Source organism: Phytobacter sp. V69 (assembly GCF_965644215.1).
Taxonomy (GTDB): domain Bacteria; phylum Pseudomonadota; class Gammaproteobacteria; order Enterobacterales; family Enterobacteriaceae; genus Phytobacter.
This window is the reverse complement of sequence record NZ_CBFFRL010000576.1, coordinates 1-287: the sequence shown is the minus strand read 5'-3', so window position 1 is coordinate 287 and position 287 is coordinate 1. Positions and strand designations below refer to the sequence as shown.

Sequence of the window (287 nt, the reverse complement as noted above, 5' to 3'; positions counted from 1 at the left end):
TCCCCGAAAGTTGAAGAAGCCATGCTGTGGCCGGTCGCTCAGATGTCGCAGCGTTCGCTGATCCTGTCCCAGTTCATTAGCGAGGAGTCCACTCACCACGCAACAATGGAACAGCGCAAGAAAATCGCCGATCTGGAAATGGACACGGATAACAGCTACGTCCAGAACATGCTGTGGGCGGCAGATAAGGCGGCCGGGTTCAAAAGCCTTTCCACTCATGACGTCTGGAAGTACACCCAGGCCATTAAAACGGTATTTGCGCAGGATAAACGCCACGAACTGAACGC

Annotated in this window: 1 protein-coding gene; it reads left to right on the top strand. The window is 54.0% G+C overall.

What is annotated here, in order from left to right; translation table 11 throughout:
• Nucleotides 1-287: RecE family exodeoxyribonuclease (locus ACSZPU_RS26495; RefSeq protein ID WP_499004590.1), on the top strand; the 287-nt coding region annotated here is incomplete at both ends.